General features: G+C 49.8%; 17 protein-coding genes. 8 read left to right on the forward strand and 9 right to left on the reverse strand.

Annotated features, from left to right (window positions below):
• Positions 1–42 precede the first annotated feature (42 nt).
• The gene (locus ACSHWX_RS03155; RefSeq protein WP_435666733.1) at positions 43–510 is read right to left on the reverse strand and encodes a CoxG family protein; all 468 of its coding nucleotides are present in this window, start codon (positions 508–510) and stop codon (positions 43–45) included.
• Between the two features lie 146 nt (positions 511–656).
• Here ACSHWX_RS03155 and ACSHWX_RS03160 point away from each other — a divergent pair, with 146 nt between their 5' ends.
• From ACSHWX_RS03160 to ACSHWX_RS03180, 5 genes are read left to right on the forward strand one after another with little or no spacing between them, the layout of a single operon-like run.
• Positions 657–1,841, forward strand: a complete 1,185-nt coding sequence (locus ACSHWX_RS03160) for a cell surface protein (protein ID WP_435666734.1) — start codon at positions 657–659, stop codon at positions 1,839–1,841.
• A gap of 57 nt (positions 1,842–1,898) precedes the next feature.
• Positions 1,899–2,837: a DUF6384 family protein gene (locus ACSHWX_RS03165; protein ID WP_435666735.1), complete on the forward strand. Its 939-nt coding sequence runs from the start codon at positions 1,899–1,901 to the stop codon at positions 2,835–2,837.
• Complete coding sequence (locus ACSHWX_RS03170; RefSeq protein ID WP_435666736.1) at positions 2,831–4,300, forward strand: hypothetical protein; 1,470 nt, start codon at positions 2,831–2,833, stop codon at positions 4,298–4,300. The genes ACSHWX_RS03165 and ACSHWX_RS03170 overlap by 7 nt, the downstream gene beginning before the upstream one ends.
• A 20-nt stretch (positions 4,301–4,320) precedes the next feature.
• Positions 4,321–4,887, forward strand: a complete 567-nt coding sequence (locus ACSHWX_RS03175) for a chloramphenicol phosphotransferase CPT family protein (RefSeq protein ID WP_435666737.1) — start codon at positions 4,321–4,323, stop codon at positions 4,885–4,887.
• A gap of 6 nt (positions 4,888–4,893) precedes the next feature.
• Complete coding sequence (locus ACSHWX_RS03180; protein WP_435666738.1) at positions 4,894–5,661, forward strand: class I SAM-dependent methyltransferase; 768 nt, start codon at positions 4,894–4,896, stop codon at positions 5,659–5,661.
• 46 nt (positions 5,662–5,707) lie between these two features.
• On the opposite strand, the gene edd is transcribed toward ACSHWX_RS03180, so the two are convergent.
• The 4 genes from edd to ACSHWX_RS03200 are packed head-to-tail and all read right to left on the reverse strand — an operon-like array spanning position 5,708 to position 10,645.
• Positions 5,708–7,531, reverse strand: a complete 1,824-nt coding sequence (gene edd, locus ACSHWX_RS03185) for a phosphogluconate dehydratase (RefSeq protein ID WP_435666739.1) — start codon at positions 7,529–7,531, stop codon at positions 5,708–5,710.
• A 34-nt stretch (positions 7,532–7,565) separates the two neighbouring features.
• Positions 7,566–8,270 (reverse strand): 6-phosphogluconolactonase, encoded by a 705-nt coding sequence (gene pgl / locus ACSHWX_RS03190; protein ID WP_435666740.1) that lies wholly within the window; start codon positions 8,268–8,270, stop codon positions 7,566–7,568.
• A complete protein-coding gene (zwf, locus tag ACSHWX_RS03195; RefSeq protein ID WP_435666741.1) occupies positions 8,251–9,744 on the reverse strand; it encodes a glucose-6-phosphate dehydrogenase in 1,494 nt (497 codons plus the stop codon). The genes pgl and zwf overlap by 20 nt, the downstream gene beginning before the upstream one ends.
• Positions 9,745–9,754: 10 nt before the next feature.
• The gene (locus ACSHWX_RS03200) at positions 9,755–10,645 is read right to left on the reverse strand and encodes a BadF/BadG/BcrA/BcrD ATPase family protein (protein ID WP_435666742.1); all 891 of its coding nucleotides are present in this window, start codon (positions 10,643–10,645) and stop codon (positions 9,755–9,757) included.
• 178 nt (positions 10,646–10,823) lie between these two features.
• Here ACSHWX_RS03200 and ACSHWX_RS03205 point away from each other — a divergent pair, with 178 nt between their 5' ends.
• A complete protein-coding gene (locus ACSHWX_RS03205) occupies positions 10,824–11,210 on the forward strand; it encodes a DUF1636 family protein (protein WP_435666743.1) in 387 nt (128 codons plus the stop codon).
• A complete protein-coding gene (gene cobU, locus ACSHWX_RS03210) occupies positions 11,207–11,725 on the forward strand; it encodes a bifunctional adenosylcobinamide kinase/adenosylcobinamide-phosphate guanylyltransferase (RefSeq protein ID WP_435666744.1) in 519 nt (172 codons plus the stop codon). The genes ACSHWX_RS03205 and cobU overlap by 4 nt, the downstream gene beginning before the upstream one ends.
• Here cobU and cbiB read toward each other — a convergent pair.
• Genes cbiB through cobA form a run of 4 tightly spaced genes read right to left on the reverse strand, consistent with a single transcriptional unit; the run spans position 11,722 to position 16,236 of the window.
• Complete coding sequence (cbiB, locus tag ACSHWX_RS03215) at positions 11,722–12,681, reverse strand: adenosylcobinamide-phosphate synthase CbiB (protein ID WP_435666745.1); 960 nt, start codon at positions 12,679–12,681, stop codon at positions 11,722–11,724. The genes cobU and cbiB overlap by 4 nt on opposite strands.
• Positions 12,682–14,154, reverse strand: coding sequence for a cobyric acid synthase (locus ACSHWX_RS03220; protein WP_435666746.1), 1,473 nt, complete (start codon positions 14,152–14,154; stop codon positions 12,682–12,684). It abuts the gene before it with no gap.
• 5 nt (positions 14,155–14,159) lie between these two features.
• Positions 14,160–15,452 carry a cobyrinate a,c-diamide synthase gene (locus tag ACSHWX_RS03225; protein WP_435666747.1) on the reverse strand — a complete coding sequence of 431 codons (1,293 nt, stop codon included), beginning with the start codon at positions 15,450–15,452 and terminating at the stop codon, positions 14,160–14,162.
• Entirely contained in the window at positions 15,445–16,236 is a 792-nt protein-coding gene (gene cobA, locus ACSHWX_RS03230; protein WP_435666805.1) for a uroporphyrinogen-III C-methyltransferase, read from the reverse strand. Before cobA ends, ACSHWX_RS03225 begins: the two co-directional genes overlap by 8 nt.
• A 134-nt stretch (positions 16,237–16,370) precedes the next feature.
• On the opposite strand from cobA, the gene ACSHWX_RS03235 reads away from it, so the two are divergent.
• Positions 16,371–17,462, forward strand: coding sequence for a cobalt-precorrin-5B (C(1))-methyltransferase (locus tag ACSHWX_RS03235; protein ID WP_435666748.1), 1,092 nt, complete (start codon positions 16,371–16,373; stop codon positions 17,460–17,462).
• Positions 17,463–17,473: the final 11 nt, after the last annotated feature.

A 17,473-nucleotide genomic window follows, 5' to 3' on the forward strand; every position in this document is an offset into this window, starting at 1 on the left:
GTGAGAGCAAAAGGTGAAACTTTGTTTGGGTCCAAACCGTTATTATTCGACAGAATGAAAAGGCACAGCGGTTGCGCCAAATTGTTCCGCAAATCTTTCAAAGAAACGATCAATAACCCCTTGGGCCGCGCCGCTCACTAGTTTTGAGCCTATTTTTTCAACCGAACCTGACATTTCGCCAAAGGCGGAAAACTTCAATGTAGATCCCTCTTCATGATCGTCAAGTTCGATGTCAGCAAACCCTTTGGCCAAGCCCAATATGCCACCACGACCCTGCCCCGAAAGCGTGTAGCTTTTCGCCGGCTTGATATTGGACAGCATTAAATCCCCAACAAGTTTGGGCTTAAACAGGCCCAGATTGACTTTAATCGTTGCCTCTAAAGCATCTTCGCCAACCCATTCAATTCGATCACAGCCTGGAATGCACGCTTTGAGGACTTCTGTGTCGTTCAGTGCCTCCCAAACTTCCTGTTTGTGTGCAGAAATGATGTAATGTCCAACAAATTTCATGAAAGCCCTTTACCTCTGGCCATTATGACACAATATCTCCAACACATGGTAACATGGTTGCAAGCTGTCAATTGTTAGCTGTAAAAAGCTTTGAGGGCATTAATTTTACAAGGCGTAAGGCCACAAACTTGTTGGGAAGTAACATCATGTCAAATGAACTTGCAGAAAAACCATTGCAATATTTGGATAAAGCAATGGGCGCAATTCGCGAAATGGGCTTGTGGCCCGAAAATACAGATGAAGCGCCAATCACGGCTCTTCTAGAGCAAATCACAGAGTTGGATGAAACTCGCGTGATCCTGATTGGTCGCACGCTAAACCAAGCCAGCATCTTCAACGAAGTCGTTCGCACTCAAATTGCAGCCATGAGCATTGGCGCACGATATGAAGACATCACCAATGGATTTGATTCAATTCGCGACGATGCCAAAGGCATGGTTGATCAGTTAGAAGACGGCAAGCTTGATATGCTTGAGCGCGCCTCTAACGTTTGGATGAAAGTCACGCGTGGTGATATTCCAACCCGCTTCGACAAAATTCGCCAAATCTTTTTGGAAGTGACGGCTGACACCAAAGACCAAATTGACCGCGAGCACACTATTTTGGAAGCCTATCGGGACTTCCGTGGCGCGTTGAAGCAATCCGAAGTGATGGCGCTTGAAGTATTTGAAAAAGCCGAGTTAAAGCTTGAAGAATGCAAAAATGCACTATCCGCAGCGACCAAAGTTCTCGAAGATTTTACTGATGGTACCCCAGCTGACCGGGCACGTCTCGAAATGGCCCGCGATGAGCGCTTGCGCGAAATGCAAAACGAAGAACGCCGTTATCAAATTGCAAAAGATCTTTCTGACAACCTGACCATTTCCTACAACACATCAGAAGTTGTGATGGCGCGTTTGATGCAAACAACAAACGCTAAAGAGCGTGTTTATCAGCAATCTATCTCGTTCTTCTCCACCAACGAAACAGTTTTGACCGCCCTAAGCGCGTCATTTACTGGCCTATTTGGTTTGCATGAAAGCACTGAAACGTTGAATGCGATGAAAGAGGGCATGTCTAAAAGCCTTGAGACATTGGCGGAAATTGGTGACACCGTGCAAGAAGAAGCATTGCGGGCAGGTTACGGCCCAACCATTCGTGCTGATGCCGTGACAAAGCTTGTGGATAGTGTTGTTAATTTCCAAGAAAAGTCACGTACCATCATCAATGAAATGCGCGAACAGGCGACCAAAAATTCAGCCGAAATTCGCGATTCTGTAGAAGACGGTAAGCAACGCTTGGCGAAACTGGCTGCCGAAGGTAATACAGTTATGCTTGAGCAAAAAAGCTAATCAAAACCGAAAAAAGCATCTGGCGTGTTTTTACCAACGCATGGTGAGTTGAGCTGAATGAATAAAACCAAAGCAAATAAAGCAGCGCCGCTTGATGAGGTGATGTTGGCAATGGATGTGGTGGACACACTACGCCATAGCGAAAAACTTGTCGCTCGTGAATTGAGCGAAGAAGATCGTGCTAGCGCCCTCACTGAACGGCTGCGTGAGGTTTATCGTCAGCAAGGCATCGACGTGCCAGATCGCATATTGCAAGAAGGTGTGGCCGCGCTCAATGAAGCGCGGTTCGCCTATTCTCCACCGTCCGGTGGATTGGGTTATTGGCTGGCCCGCCTGTATGTTTCGCGCGGACGTTGGGGCAAGAACTTTTTAAGCATTGCCCTTGCCGTGATTATTGTCTTTACGGGCTATAATTTCGTTTATAAACCGTTTGTTGCGGGACAATCTGCGGCGGAAATCGAGCAGGTTCAGGTCGAACTTCCTGCCCAAATGGATGCGCTCCTGGCTCAAATCAAGTCCGTTTCAAAAGTTGAAAGTGCGGTTATCTCCGCGCAAGAAACTCTAGAGCGCGGTAAAGCCGCCGCCGCTGCTTCAGACAAAGCGCGCGCCGAACAAGCCATCGAAGACATGACCAGCACTCTAGCTCAGCTGCAAGCCGAATATAGATTGCAAATTGTCAATCGAGAAGGTGCTGATACCGGCGTTTGGACCTATCCAGAAGTCAATCAGGATGTCCGCAATTACTATATCGTTGTCGAGGCGATTGGCTCGGATGGCTCAGTACAAACACGAAATATTGTAAATGAAGAAACTGGGGAAACCGAAGAGGTTGACCAATGGGGCGTGCGGGTGAGCGAGGTCGTTTTCAACGGCGTGCGCGACGACAAGCTTGACGATGGCATCATTCAAAACAACATTTTGGGCCTTAAACAGTTTGGGTATACAGATGTCGACTATGTCATCTCGGTTTTAGGCGGTGAGATAACGCAATGGTAAGAAGAAAAAAAGTTTCCGGCCCTGAGGCCTTGCGTTCACTTGATCGCGCTTTGGACGAAATTCGGCGCGAAGAAAAACAATTGTCGCGACTTTCTGCTGACGCGTCCTCTCGCATTGGGCGTTTGCGTGAAGTTGAAGCCGAGCAGTTTATAGCGCTGGCTGAATTGCGCCTTGACCCAGCTCGCAAAACTGAAGTTACCGGCGAGTTATCTCGCGCGGAGAAACAAGCACGCTCCATCCTTGAAAAGCATGAAAGCCAAAACAATGATATTGGCCAACGCTTGGACGACATTGATGATGAGATCAAAAATATTTCGGCCAAACGCGACGACGCACAAGCTGTTTATAAGAAAGCCGAGGCTGAGCTTGATGATTTGAGCGGCGAGGTTTTTCGCGGCCTAAAATCTGATGAAAAATATAAGGTCCAGTTGGCAAAATCTGACGAAGCAAAAAATATTGCCGAGCATGCTTTAAAGAAAACCGAAACCGCAGAGGCCGACAGAGAAGAAAAGGGCCTACCCTATCGAGAAGACCCGCTTTTCATGTATTTGTGGGAAAGGGGCTATAATACGAGCTCTTACAGCGCCAACAATTTGGTTCGGTTTTTCGACAAAATGATCGCCAACATGGTGCGCTATCATGCTGTAAAACCAAATTTTGCAATGCTCAACGAAATCCCGATGCGTTTGCGTGAACACGCAGAAAGACTTCTGGAGGCTGCGGATACAGAACACCAAAAACTTAAAAAGCTTGAAGACAAAGCTTTTGATGCTGCTGGGGGCAAAACCTATCGTTTGAACTCGGAAAAAGCGGCTGCGGAAATCTCTTCCATCGATGAAGCCCAGGTACGGCTTGAGGATGAACGCGACGAACTTGCGCGCAAGCAGTCCAAACTATCAGACGGCAGTGATGGAGCATACAAAGAAGCCGTAGAGACATTGACCGACGGACTTCAGCGCGAAACACTGGCAGAGCTTTACGCAGCGGCGCGACAGACTTCATCCAGAGAAGATGATTTAATCGTGCGCAAGATCGATGCCGTTCGCGAAGAAATTGTCGAACAAGAAAATGACATCGGAGAATCAAAAGGTCGCTTGAAGACCCTTGCGTCGCGCCGTCGTGAGTTGGAAGATATTGAGTGGGAGTTCAAAAAATCAAACTTTGACGACCCGCGCATGAAATTTGATGACAATTTGGTCGAAGACTTGTTGGGTGAATTCCTAAAGGGCGCGATTACGGCTTCGGGCTATTGGGGCCAATGGCAAGACGCCCAACGTGGTTCAAGCAGCGCCCGCACGCCTAGATCTAGACGATCTAAGTCCGGTCCTTGGAGCAAAGGAAATCTAGACTTTGGTTCATTCGGCACGCCAAGCAGCGACTTTTCGCGCCCACGCGGTTCTTCGCGCAAAGGCACAAAAGGCACCCGCCGGCACGGAAACTTTAAAACTGGCGGCAAATTTTAAAGAAAATTTGGTAACTGAATATGACACTCCCTACTGCCGAAAAACTTGGCAAAATTATCTTTCTGCATGGGGCGTCTAGTAGTGGTAAATCAACACTTGCCCGCCAACTGCAGTCGATCATTGAAGAACCATTTTGGCATATTTCAATTGATCACCTGCGCGACGCCGGCGTTTTGCCAAGTGAACGTATCGCAAACGGCGACTTTAACTGGTCGTTGATGCGCAAGAACTTCTTTAACGGCTATCACAACTCGCTCGCGGCATATGCACGAGCAGGCAACAATTTAATCCTTGAACATATCTTAGATACAAAAGGATGGATTGAGGAGTTAACTGTCCTATTCGAGCCATTTGATGTCTTTTTCGTGGGCATCCATTGTCCCTTAGACGAGCTTCGCAAAAGAGAAATGGCACGGGGAAACCGTGAAATCGGCAGCGCTGCGAAGGACTTTGAGAACATTCACGAGGGCCTCACCTATCATCTTGAAATTGATACAAACTTAGGTGTCGATGAGAATGCAAAGCGATTGTTGCAAAAGTGGCGTGAACGCCAAGTTCCGTCAATTTTTGACCCCATGAAACGGTAAACTACCATGACAAAAGTCCACAAAAGCGCGGCGACCGGATATCAGTCAGCAGCAGACAGGTATCAACGTGGACGACCGGACTATTCTCCCAAAATCCTAAACTGGCTGCGCGAAGAACTTGGCATCGAGCGGAACAGCACAGTGCTTGATTTGGGGGCTGGCACTGGCAAGTTTACAAAACGGCTTGTTGAGATTTGCGACAATGTGATTGCCGTCGAACCCGTCGCCGAGATGCGTGGGCAGCTCGCAAAGGTTTTGCCCAACGTCAAAACATTTGAAGGCACTTCAACACAAATCCCACTTGATGATGCGTCTGTTGATTTTGTGATCTGCGCCCAGTCATTCCATTGGTTCTCTACACCCGAAACAATGACCGAGCTCCATCGTGTCTTAAAGCCAAATGGACGGCTGGGGCTCGTCTGGAATGTTCGCAATGAAAAGCTCGACTGGGTCTCCGCACTAACAAAAATCGTCACGCCATATGAGGGCGATGCGCCACGTTATTATAAAGGCGATTGGAAAACCGTATTTCCATGCGACGGTTTTGGGGAGCTACAGGAAGCCAGTTTTGCCCACGAGCAAGTTGGCGATCCCGAAGACGTTATTATGAACAGGTTCATGTCGGTCAGTTTTATTGCGGCGCAAGATAAAGAAACGCGCGCATCAATTCGAAAGCAAATAGATGAGCTCATCACCAGCCATCTTGCGCTAAAAAGGAAACGAGAAATCTCGTTCCCTTATGTCACCGAGTGTTTTTGGTGTGGGAAAATTTGACACTAAGTCAAACTCACCCAAACCCAATCTCTTATGAAGGCGTTTTTTAAACGAGTTCGCCCAACGCGCTAGCACCTTTGTCGGCCGAGCCGACCATGGCGCGCATACCGGAGAACAATTCACGCCCTAACCCGTGATGCGAAGCGCTAAGGTCTTGCGTCGTCAATGGTCGCGCATCAAATTCTTTAGCGTCGACTAATACTTCCAAAGTGCCAGCTTCTGCATCTAATCGAAGCATATCGCCATCTTTGATTCTAGCGATTGGGCCACCGTCTACAGCTTCTGGTGTTAAGTGAATTGCGGCTGGAATTTTGCCGGATGCGCCGGACATGCGCCCGTCGGTCACCAATGCAACTTTATAGCCACGACCTTGTAAAATCCCCAGCGGTGGGGTCAGTTTGTGCAATTCCGGCATCCCAATGGCTTTAGGTCCAGAGAAGCGCACCACGGCGACCATATCGCCTTCCAGTTCACCTTTTTTGAAGGCCTCTTGCATTTGATCCTGCGAATGAAAAACGCGCGCGGGGGCTTCAACAATTCGATGTTCTGGTTTTACCGCAGAAACCTTGATCACCGACTGGCCAAGGTTCCCGTTTAACAATTTAAGACCACCAGTTTCAACAAATGGCGCTGAAGCTGGCGCTAGAACTTTGTCGTTGCCAGACGTCTTTGGTGCATCTTCAAACCGGATTTTCTCGCCGTCCAATTTTGGCTCTTGTGCGTAAACATGCAAATTCGAACCCCAGATGGTTTTCACGTCATTGTGCAACGCGCCATCATTGAGCAATTGGTCAATCATAAAGCCCATACCACCAGCAGCGTGGAAATGGTTTACATCTGCCATACCGTTTGGATAAACTCGCGCTAGCAATGGTGTACAATCGGAAAGGTCGGACATGTCTTCCCACGTAATTTGAATGCCAGCGGCTGCAGCCATGGCGATCAAATGGATAGTGTGGTTGGTCGAACCGCCCGTCGCGTGTAAGCCGATCATGCCGTTCACGATTGCTTTTTCGTCGATCACTTGCCCTACAGGTGTAAACTCGTTGCCCAGTGCCGTGATCGCCAATGCCCGTCGCGTTGCTTCTTTGGTTAGCGCTGCGCGCAAAGGCGTGCCCGGGTTGACAAAGCTTGAACCCGGAATGTGCAGACCCATTATTTCCATAAGCATTTGGTTAGTGTTGGCGGTGCCATAAAATGTACAAGTGCCGGGCGAATGGTAGCTATCGCTTTCAGCTTGAAGCAACTCATCCCGACCGATTTTACCTTCAGCATAAAGTTGGCGAATACGCGCTTTTTCGTCGTTTGGTAGGCCGGATGGCATTGGCCCTGCTGGGACAAACACCGCTGGGATATGGCCAAATGTAAGCGCCGCGATCACCAATCCGGGTACGATCTTATCGCAAATACCCAAAAACATTGCCGCATCGAACATGTTGTGGCTCAAACCGATTGCCGCAGACATGGCGATTACATCGCGTGAAAACAGCGACAGATCCATGCCCGGCTGGCCTTGGGTCACCCCGTCACACATCGACGGCACACCGCTAGCCACTTGTGCTGTTGCGCCAGCTTCACGGGCAGCCGCTTTAATCACATCAGGATAGTCATAGTAGGGCTGATGGGCCGACAACATATCATTGTAGGATGTGATGATGCCAATGTTTGGGGTAATCCCGTCTGAAAGCTTTTCTTTGTCCTCTGGGGCGCAAGCGGCAAAGCCGTGCGCGAGATTGCCACAAGAAAGGGCCGAACGGTGAACACCACGTTTAACTTGCGCATCCATGCGATCAAGATAAATGCGGCGTGTTTTTTCGCTACGTTTGATTATACGGTCGGTGACGTCCTTGATCCGGCTATTCACGTTCATTGGTCATCTCCATCTATTTGATTGCGGTGCGCTTCTATGGGCACCAATAAACATTCAAGGGTGTTTGGTTTTGGCGCAAGACAGCTCTAACGGGCATGTCGTCAACCGCGCCGTCGCCAAGGGCGTTTTCAAAAACGTCAGCTTTTGCATCGCCTTCGATATGAAGCGCCAAAAAATCTGTGTTCAGCAAGGCCGGTAGCGTAAATGTGATACGTTCTTCGCCAGCGCCCGCAGCGCGCATGGAACAAAACATCGCGCTTGAATTCATGTCTATCGCTGCATCAAGATTGTCACCACCGGGGAAGAAACTCGCCGTGTGACCATCGGTCCCCATGCCCAAAATCACAACTGAGATGGGCTGCGCCATATCGGCAAATTTTGCGCTGAGTTCGGGGATGCCATCATCCGCAGATTTGCCTTCAACAAATAATGGCTCAAAATGCGCTGTTTTGCCCGCGCCTTGCAACAGGTTTTGTTCCACCAATTTGGCGTTTGATCGATCTGAAGTTGGCGAAACCCAACGTTCATCAACAAGCGACACAAACACTTTCGACCAATCAAGTTCTGTGCGGCCAAGATGTTGAAACAGCAATTTCGGCGTAGAACCACCAGAAACCAAAAGACTTGCTTTGCCATTTTTTGCAATTGCAGACGAAAGCGCTGCCGCAACATCGTTTGCTAGCGCGGCAGCCAATATGTCTTTGTTTGCAAAGTCTGATTTAGAGGGCTTTGGGGTCATCTGCTTCCTCGTGCCATGTGCGGCCATCACGCTCAATAAGGGCAATTGAACTGGTGGGCCCCCACGTACCGGCTGTATATGTGTGCAATGGTGAAACATCATTGTCCCATGCCTCACGGATTGGATCGATCCAAGCCCACGCGGCTTCCAGTTCGTCACGGCGCATGAACAATGTTTGGTTCCCACGCACCACGTCCATCAGCAAACGCTCATAAGCTTCGGGTGTGCGTTGCACAAATGTGTCCGCAAAGCTTAAGTTAAGTGGCACTTGGCGTAAACGCATGCCGCCGGGACCGGGATCTTTAATCATGAGGAACATTTTTACGCCCTCATCTGGTTGCAGTCGCAATACAAGGCGGTTTGCTTTTGGCACACCTTCAGATCGCGAGAACATCGAGTGTGGAATCTCGCGGAACTGAATTACAATTTCAGAGGCGCGTGTCGCCATGCGTTTGCCGGTGCGCATATAGAACGGCACGCCATTCCAACGCCAGTTTTCAACTTCTGCTTTAATCGCGACAAAAGTTTCAGTGTTGGACGTTGTATCTTCACCCAGCTCTTCAAGATACCCAGGCACTTTGGTTTCTTCCGAAGAAACGCCCCGATACTGGCCGCGCACGGTCATCTTATCAACCGCGTCGCCAGTGATCGGTTTAAGCGCACGTAAGACCTTCAGCTTTTCATCACGTAGTGCATTCGCTTCGTCAGAAGCAGGTGGCTCCATCGCCACCAGGCACAAAAGCTGCAGCATATGGTTTTGCACCATATCGCGCAGCGCACCTGATTTTTCATAGTAACTACGTCCACCAGAACCAACGCTCTCAGCAACTGTAATTTGAACATGGTCAATGTGGGTTGAGTTCCAAATTGGCTCAAAAAGCGTGTTGGCAAACCGCAATGCCAAAAGATTTTGCACCGTCTCTTTGCCCAAATAGTGGTCAATCCGATAAACTTGTTCTTCGCTGAAAACCTTAGCGACAGTATCGTTGATATCGATTGAAGACTCTAAATCCCGACCAAGCGGTTTCTCCAATACAACCCGAGCATCTGGCGTCCAGTAATTTCGCGTCGCCAAATAATCACAAATTGGCTCGAACAGGAACGGCGCAACGGCTAGATAGAACGCGCGGACAATTTCTGGATCGTTTCGCAGCGCTGCATCTAGTTTGGCCCAACCTTTTTTGTCGGTGACATCATTGGCAATGTAAGAAAAGCAAGATGTAAAAATTTCAAGCTGTTCTTCATCGACCGCATCGCTTTGCACAAATTGATGTACTGCATCTTTAGCGAATGCCCGAAATTCGTCATCTGACATCTTGGTCCGAGAAACACCAATAATGCGCGAATTGGCATCAAATTGGCCATCGATAAACCGATGATACAAAGCTGGAATGAGTTTGCGTTGTGATAAATCACCAGTTGCACCAAACACCACATAGTCAAAGGGCTTTACTGGAATAATTCGGCTCGACATATCTTGCCTCCTAGCTTTGTTGGGCGGCTTTTGCCATCAAAAGCGCCCCGTGCTGTGCGTCCGCTCTCGCGCCCAAAATGAAATTGGGATGGCGTTCTTTAAGAAGTGGCAGCAATCGCACGCCAAAACCGCCAACTATAGCCAACTTTTTCGCGCCACGCGCTTTAAACCAATTTGCAAACTGGTCGATTTGATCAAACTCAAACGCCATCATTTCATCCGCGATCGGATCGCCTTTTTCATAGAATTCCATGAATAACGGCACCAAACTTGCGAAATCCTTTGGCCATGCTTTGAATGACCAAGCCATAATCTCATCGCAACCACCGCCAAGTTCTTTCGCGATCGCATCCGTAAGTGGTGATCCTGAAACCAACCCGTCCAGAGCCTCAATCGAGCGGCGCGCCAATGCTCGCCCCAAAATCGCGCCCGAAGCCATGTCTGAAATGTGAAACCCCCATCCGCCGACCGGGTGAAGATTTCCATCCACTTTGGCTAAACCTGCAGACCCAGTGCCAACAATAAGCACGGCACCGTCGTGGCCAAGATGTGCGCCTTCGCGTGCGGTCTCAACATCGTTGTGTACCAATGTTTGGGCAAAGGGATAGGTGCGGGCAGCAAAATCGCGCCGTGACGATTCTAAATGCGCACCAGCAAGACCCAAACAGGCAATTGTTTTGCCCATCTCGGCTTCGCCAAGCCCTGCAATCTCAAACACTTTTCGACCAACTTCAATTATAGAGCCATAGGCTTGTGAGCCATCACCAATGGTGGTGTTGGCTGGACCGCCTTTTGCTTCTGCAATTGTTTCAAGGTTTTCATTGGCAAGTCTGGCGCGACAATTTGTGCCGCCGCCGTCAATTCCGAGGTAATAGTTTTGCCCATTTTTTTGGTTTAGCACCTGGCGCTCTCCTAAATTGTGCGCGGGTGAGAAGACATGGTGCGATACATAATGGCAAATCATCTTAGACGAAAGTATTATTCGCGCCTTTTGCAACAAAAAGTCAGCCTCTTGCGTTTTTTCCCGTTTCGACGCAGTTTCAGCCGCTCTTATCACCGCCTAACGCACCGAGTAGAATTTGACCCAAAAACTAACCATTTGCACCACCTGCAAGTTTTCCAAAGAAAGCGCATTTAATCAAAACGGCGAAACAGGCGGTGAGATTTTGCGCGACAAGTTGATCCAAAAGCGAAACGAACGCGGACAGCGTTTGGAAATTGTCGGGCACGAATGTTTATGGGCTTGCAAACATTCATGCGCCATCTTGCTAGAAGACAAAGTGCGTACTGGCTATCTTGGAGGTTATTTCGCGCCCGAGGATAGTGACGCCGATGCGGTTTTAGACTGGTGCGCGGCCCATGCCAAAACGAGTGACGGCAATGTTCCGTTTATCGAGTGGCCTCAAGGGATGCGCGGTCATTTCATCGCACGCATTCCGAAAAATGATAAAGGCAATAAACAATGAACGGTCACCATCTTGTTTTAGGCGGCGCGAAATCGGGTAAGACACGTTTTGCAGAAGAGTTGGTTTTGAATGAAGGCAAAAAGGTTGCCTATATCGCCACTGGGCGCGCGTGGGATGACGAAATGAGGGCGCGCATTAACGCGCACCAAAAATCCCGTTCATCAAAATTCAAAACCATTGAAGCGCCGATAAATCTAATTTCGAGTTTAGAAGAGGCGCGTCGTAAAAAGCTCGACCTGGTGTTGGTGGATTGCCTAACGCTTTGGATCACAAACTTAATGATGGCGGAAATGGAACCCGGGGAAAGCGTGGATGCGCTTGTTCATTGGCTTGAAACAAATGCCAATTTACGTGTTGTTTTGGTTTCGAACGAAGTTGGCCAAGGTATTGTGCCCGACAATGCAATGGCGCGCGAATTTCGCGATCATGCGGGCACAAGCCATCAAAAACTTGCCCAGATTTGTGAAATGGTGACCTTCGTAACCGCCGGGATACCCCAGCGCCTAAAAGGCTAGCCAAATATCATGGCTAGGCCCAATAATAGTGCCAGTGTGAGGGTCAGCATATGGCCGTAAAGTTTTAGCGCTCGGTCGATGTCATCGGCTTCAAGCACTTCTTTGCCCTCACCCATCGTCGCCAGTTCAACCGTTTCGCCGTCGTAATTGCGTACACCACCTAGTTTCACGCCAATAGCGCCCGCTAGCGCTGCCTCCGGCCAACCTGCATTTGGCGAACGATGATGTTTTGCATCTCGTTTGACACTGCGCCATGCTGCGTCACTATCCATCTGTTTGGAAAACCTTGCCGTCGCTGCGAACAAGAAGGCGCTTAGGCGGGCTGGAAGAAAATTTGCAAAATCATCAAGCTTAGCGCTGGCAAAACCAAACGCTGAGAACCGCTCATTCTTATGGCCGACCATTGAATCTGCGGTGTTGATCGCCTTGTAAACGGCGATCCCTGGCAACCCAAAAAAGAAGAGATAGAAAATCGGCGCGATAATGCCGTCCGACGTGTTTTCCGCAAGGCTTTCAATTGCACCTCTTGCGACCCCATCTTCACCAAGTTCTTTCGCATCGCGCCCAACAATGTGTGAAACGGCCTCACGCCCTTCAGAAAGCGAACTGCGCAAACCTTCTGCAACTGCGCCAACAGCACGGCCAAGTTCTTTTTGCGCAATAAGCGTACTGGCGAGGAAAATTTTAACGGCCCAACCAAGCGGTCCAGAAGGCAATAAAGCCGAGATAAAAACAGTGATCACAAGGGTGACGGCAATGAGAATGGCGAGCATCACATAGCCGTTGCGGCGGCGTCGTTCTTGCGAAAGAAGTGGATCATTGCCGCGTTTTTCCAAAATATCAATGAGTTTACCCATCCACATTACTGGATGGCCAACAGCGTTCAGCAACGGACGGGGATAACCAACGAACCGCTCGAACAGCGTCGCTGCAAAAACCAAAATCACACTCAACATTTATTTTCCTGTCGCTTTTCTCATGATGTAGGCAATGGCATCCAAATCCACATGCTTTTCAAGATGCGCCGCGAACCCGTCCAGTATCTGGTCAATTCGACGCTCATATTCAAGCGTTTGCGCTGATTTAGCACCTAGTTCTTTTAAAAATGCACGCCTAAATTGATCCGCGCCAAATAGCCCGTGCAGGTAGGTGCCCATCACCAAGCCATCCGCTGAAACCGCACCTTCAGGTTGGTCACCAACATTGGCGAAAGGCGATTTGGTGTCATCGCCTACCGTTTCACCCATATGCATATGATAGCCCGTCAATGGAACGGAAGATGTACCATAAGACGCCTTTTCAAGTCGCAACTGTTTTTGCTCTGAAAGCACTGTTTCTACACGCAACAGGCCCAAACCATTTAACTTACTTGGCGCGCCCTCAATCCCGTTCGGGTCAGATAGCGTTTCACCAAGCATTTGATATCCACCACAGATCCCCAAAACTGATTTTCCTTGGCGCACATGGGCTTTGATATCAATGTCCCAACCTTGGTCAATCAAAAACGCCAAATCAGATATTGTCGACTTTGAGCCGGGCAAGATAATCAGGTCAGCATCTGTTGGCAGCGGATTACCCGGCTCGATGATGTGAACACTCACGCCCTGTTCCTGCCGCAACGGATCAAGATCGTCAAAGTTTGCGATTCGCGGTAAGCGCGGCACAACAATTTTAAAGCCATCCGACGCCAGGTCAGTCGGGTGATCCAGCGCCAAAACATCCTCGGGTGGCAACAGCCGCGCATCAGGATAATCCGGTAACGGGCCCCAACATGGCAGTTTGGAACGTGTTTGGATGAAACTCTTACCATCTTCAAACAGACCAGGATCACCATGAAAACGATTGATCAGGGACCCGACCAACAAGGCTTTGTCAGCTGGGTCGATAACCTCTAACGTTCCAATAATAGATGCGATCACCCCACCCCGATGGATATCGCCAACCAACATCACGGGCAGGTTCAATGCCCGCGCGAAGCCAAAATTGGCGATATCGGAACTACGCAAGTTGATCTCAGAAGCGCTGCCAGCGCCCTCAACGAAAATTAGATCGGCTTGGTCTTCCAATTCGCGAAACGCTTCAACAGTTTGCGGCAAATACTCGCTGCGTTTTTTGAAATACTCACGAGCGGTCATCGACGCGACCCGCTTGCCCCGCACCACCACTTGCGCACCGGTTTCCTGTTCTGGTTTCAACAAAACCGGGTTCATCGCAGTTGCGGGCTCGGTTCTACAGGCTCGGGCTTGCAAGGCTTGTGCCCGGCCGATTTCACCACCGTCAGCCGTCACCGCAGCGTTGTTTGACATATTTTGCGGCTTGAACGGACGAACGGTCAGCCCTCGATTGGTGAAAGCGCGGCAAAGGCCTGCAGTGACGAGGCTTTTGCCAACGTCTGACCCAGTGCCCATAATCATCAGCGCTTTGGTCATCGTTTTTATTCCGCCGCTTGATCAATGATATGAGCGTAAGAGCCCATAATGTTCTGGCTAACGCAACCCATAGTCTTTAGGTTTTCACCCTGGGCGTCAGTCGCATCAAACAAATGCTTAGCTGCGTCCCCCGACTGGGAGGAATAATGAAACTCGTGTCCACGCAGATTTTTAGGCCAAGGCAGCGGACTGTTGTGGGTGAGCTGCCGATAACCAAGTTGGCGTCGAGGTCGGTCAATCGCTGAGCTGTGAGGCAAAAGCCCGAGCATTTTGAACGTATCGCCAGCCTTGCTGGTCAGCGCTTGCCCCAACACCATATAGCCGCCGCATTCGCCATAAATCAAACATCCACGCCCCGCCGCATTCCCCATCATTGTTGAAAAATTGCTGGCATTTGCCAATTTTTCACCGTGTAATTCTGGATACCCACCCGGTAGAAAAACGGCGTCTGCATCATTTGCTGGACCGCCATCCGCTAGGGGAGAAAAGAACGTGAGTTCAGCCCCATTGGCACGCCAATCATTGACAATATGCGGGTAGATAAAGGCAAATGCTTCGTCTTTCGCAATTGCTATTTTTTGCCCTAACGGCACGAGTGGATGCATCGCATCAGACGCTGCAATCGGCCTAGCCAAAGATTGCAACGCATCAAGATCGATTTGCTTTTCAATCCGATCGATCGATGCAATAGCGACAGCTTGGGCAGCATGAAAATCATGCGGCAGGGTAAGGCCTAAATGTCGCGATGGAATGCTGAGTTCATCATCACGGCCAAGCGCACCAAGATAGGTGATGTCCAACGGCTTCAATGCTGATTTTAGCATTTGCTCGTGACGTTCACTCGCAACACGATTTAAGATGACCCCCGCAACATCGATGTCAGCGCGTAGGGTTGAAAACCCATGTACAAGTGCAGCGATTGATTGCGCCATTGATCCAACATCAACAACCAAAATCACAGGCAAGTTTAGTGTTGCGGCGAGATCGGCGGTTGAACCGTCGCCGCTTACCGCGCCGTCAAATAGGCCCATCACCCCTTCGATCAGCAGTAAATCACATTCGGTTGCAGCCTCTGCCGCGCGAGCGCGAAGTTGGCTTGATGACATCGCCCATGGGTCTAGGTTTTTCGCCGTTTTACCTGTGGCCAGCCCATGAAATGACGCATCAATATAATCGGGCCCAGTTTTGGCAGATGCGACCGATACGCCGCGATTTTTTAATGCACCTAGTAGACCCATTGTGATGAGGGTTTTGCCTGAACCAGAACTTGGTGCCGCGATGATCAGTCCGTTAGCCAAGACGGTTCTCCGATGGCTGATACCAGTTCAAAATTTCCCGGTAATTGACCACATCTCCAACCACCACGATGGCAGGGGTTGGAACGTTCCCCATCTCCACTAGATCACCAGCCTTTTCCAATGTTGTTGTCAACACGGATTGTTCAGGCAATGTCGTGTTAGAAAGGATCGCTAGCGGATCGCTTGGTTTGCGGCCCGCGCTCACCAGTTTTTGCGAAATTGAACCAAGATGTTTCACCGCCATAAACATAACGATAACTGGCGCTGCGGTGGCAATCGCATTCCAATCCACAGCTTGGGGCACAGCCCCCGTTTCATCGTGACCGGTGAGGAAAATCACCGCCTGATTGGTGTCACGATGGGTGACAGGAATGCCCGCATATGCCAACCCGCCTATGCCTGAAGTAATACCCGGCACGATGCGGAACTTAACGCCGGCTTTAGCAAGGGTTTCACTTTCCTCACCGCCACGGCCGAAAACAAACGGGTCGCCGCCCTTTAGACGCAAAACTTTTTTGCCCTCTTTTGCCCAATCGATCAGGCTCAAAGAAATGTCTTTTTGCTTGGGCGAAGGTTTGCCGCCGCGCTTACCGGCATAAATGCATTGGGCCTTTGGGTTTGCATATTTGAGCAGCTCTTTACCCACCAAAGCGTCATAAACAATGATATCTGCTTCGCCCAGCGCATAATATCCCAACATGGAAATCAGGCCTGCAGCCCCCGGACCAGCGCCAACAAGCCAAACGGAACCCGGCTCAAATGGCGGGAACTGTGCATTATCCATGCGCGCAAAATGGCCTTTTGGCTCATCTGCGGCAAATAGATTTTTAATGCTGTTCCAAAGGCTCATTGAAAGTTCTTTCTTTGCGCTAAATACCTATCGCTAAATAGGGGCTTGGCGCTATATAGATTATTGATATGAGTGCTGACCATGAAAAACAACCTGATCAATTGCGCCGTGGCTGGACGACGGGTGCCTGTGCAACCGCTGCAACCAGCGCAGCCCTTGAAGCGCTTTTGAGTGGTGAATTCCCACACTTCGCGATTGTCACGTTGCCCGGTGGTCAAACACCTAGTTTTGCGTTGGCCGTTGAAGAGTTGGATCAAGATTTCGCTCGATGCGGGATTGTCAAAGATGCAGGCGACGACCCAGACGTTACCCATGGCGCGATGATTATCTCGACCGTTCGCCGAGCGGCCAAAGGTTCCGGCATCATTTTCAAAGCTGGAATTGGTGTTGGCACTTTCACCAAACCGGGTTTGCCATTGCCCCCGGGCGAGCCCGCGATTAATCCCGTGCCCCGCAAAATGATGAGCGAACATGTCGCTGAAATCTGCAAAAGGTTCGACATTGCGCCGGATATTGAAATCACGATTTCTGTGCCCGCCGGCGAGGAAATGGCTCAAAAAACGTGGAACCCACGTCTTGGCATTTTGGGCGGTATTTCGATTTTGGGCACCACGGGTATTGTGATCCCCTATTCCTGCGCGGCCTGGATCCACTCCATTCACCGTGGTATCGACGTGGCCAACGCCATCGGGCTTACCCATGTTGTCGGTTCCACCGGAGACACGTCCGAAAAAGCGGCGCAAGCGCATCTCAATCTGCCTATTGAGGCTTATTTGGATATGGGTGATTTTGTTGGCGGCTTGCTGAAATATCTCAAAAAACACCCAGTGCCCAACCTGACCATTGCTGGCGGTTTTGCAAAGCTCGTAAAACTGGCGCAGGGAAATTTGGATTTGCATTCAGGCCGCTCCCAAGTTGATTTCAACTGGTTGGCAGAAGAAGCCAAACTGCTGGGTGCGTCGGAAAATCTTGGCGCACAAATCACTAAAGCCCAAACGGCGAAACATGTTTTGGAACTGTGTCAGGATGACGGAATTGACATTGCTAACCGTGTGGCACAGTTGGCGAATGATAAAGTACGAAAAACCTTGAACGGAACCACGATCAAAACAAGTGTTTTGGTGGTTGACCGAAAGGGCGTTATAATCGCTCAACATTAATCGTAAACGGG

The sequence above is a fragment of the Maritalea sp. genome, assembly GCF_051251695.1.
Classification (GTDB): Bacteria; Pseudomonadota; Alphaproteobacteria; order Rhizobiales; family Devosiaceae; genus Maritalea.